Source organism: Streptomyces sp. NPDC006476 (assembly GCF_040612015.1).
Taxonomy (GTDB): domain Bacteria; phylum Actinomycetota; class Actinomycetes; order Streptomycetales; family Streptomycetaceae; genus Streptomyces; species Streptomyces griseorubiginosus_B.
Genome location: NZ_JBEXPK010000306.1, coordinates 1 through 1,350, shown reverse-complemented (window position 1 = coordinate 1,350; position 1,350 = coordinate 1). Strand labels below are relative to the sequence as shown.

At 63.9% G+C, this 1,350-nt stretch carries 2 protein-coding genes; both read right to left on the bottom strand.

From position 1 onward, the window contains the following. Positions 1–271 precede the first annotated feature (271 nt). On the bottom strand, positions 272–745 hold the full coding sequence (locus ABZZ74_RS54220; RefSeq protein WP_356951456.1) for a hypothetical protein: 474 nt from the start codon (positions 743–745) through the stop codon (positions 272–274). Positions 746–759: 14 nt separating this feature from the next. Further along, a partial coding sequence (locus tag ABZZ74_RS54215) for a hypothetical protein (protein WP_356951455.1) occupies positions 760–1,350 on the bottom strand: 591 nt, incomplete at its 5' end.

The window sequence follows — 1,350 nt, the reverse complement described above, 5'->3', positions numbered from 1 at the left end:
GCCATTCATCTGGACCAAGACAGCCGAAGAGATCCTCGACTCCCTCGCCCGCTTCTGCCGACGGATCTCTGGCGCAGGACACTAGGTGGGCGTGCGGTACATGGAGGTGTTCGACGATGCCGGGTGCGGCTGGACCAGCCACCGAGACGCTGACAAGGCCGCGGGCACGCTGCGGAGTTGGTAGAAGCCGCTAAGCGGCCTATCTCCCATCCTCGTTGCCAGAGAAGGTTCGGCCCGCGTCCGGGCGGGAAGGGCCGGCCCACCACTGCACCTACCGGCTGGCGCCTTCCGGCCACAGCACGGTCACCGGGACGCCGACCCGTTCTGCGTAGGACACGACGTCCGCCGTGCCGCCGTAGCCGCGTGCGGGCTGGCCATCCCAGACCGCCGTCAGTTCGTCGGAGAGACCGACGAGGATCTCACTGCCCGCTTGATGGGCCTCGGAGGTCGACTCTCGGAGGCCGGTGCGATGGATGTCAGACGCGGCCTGCAAGAGCTTGTCGTAGACCGGGTGGTGCCAAGCTGGTAGGCCTTCGCGGTACTTCTCAGCTGGAATGACCACTTCGATCTTTCCACCAGCGTCGAGGACTGCTTCGGCCCACCATGCATCCGGGCCGTCTGCAATGCAGCTGATCCCCACCAGGTCACGGGAGTCAAAGGCCTTGGCTCTCGCGGTAAGCATTGTCCGAACTTGGTTCTCGACGTGCTCTGGAAGTCCTCTGTGGCCCGTGATACCGACGCGCATCTGCGTCCTTCCTCCTACATGTAGGTGGCCTGTAGCTGGCTGTCGAACTGCCGTACCAGCGAGGGCGGTGAAGCTCCGCGGTAGGCCCTTCGAAAGGCTCGGGCCCGTTCCGCGATCTTGCCTGATTGCAATCTGACGCCCTCGGCGAGTGCCCTGGAAGCAAAACCGAATGCCTTGTCCAGTTCCTGCGTGGCCAGGTATCCAGAGGCTACGTCGAGAGTGAGCAGCGCCCGCTGCTTGTCGTGGCCGTTGCTCAGCGCGGATTCGACATCCTGATCCGAAAGGCGTGTATGCAAGGGCTGTCCGAGCCTTGCGGTGCATGTCAAGGCACAGGCTACGAGCTTGCGCTCATCGAATGCGAAAATCCATGGCCAGGCGACAGGCTCAGCATCCGGTATTTGTGCCGCATGCTGCGCAGACGCCTTCATCGCCTTTTCACAGGCCCGGCGATCTCCACTGACGGCGTGAGCCATCGCTTCGATTGAGGCCAGCCATGCGGCGGCGAGGGGCGGCACGCGGCTACCGAGGTGGTGACGAGCTTGGTGAATGAGGCGTATCGCTGCGTGCGGATTGCCAGTGTCGGCTTCGAATGACGCCAGACTGCC

Excerpts from the sequence above, each read along its gene's own strand:
- ABZZ74_RS54220 (WP_356951456.1), bottom strand. The coding sequence starts at position 745 with ATGCGCGTCGGTATCACGGGCCACAGAGGACTTCCAGAGCACGTCGAG.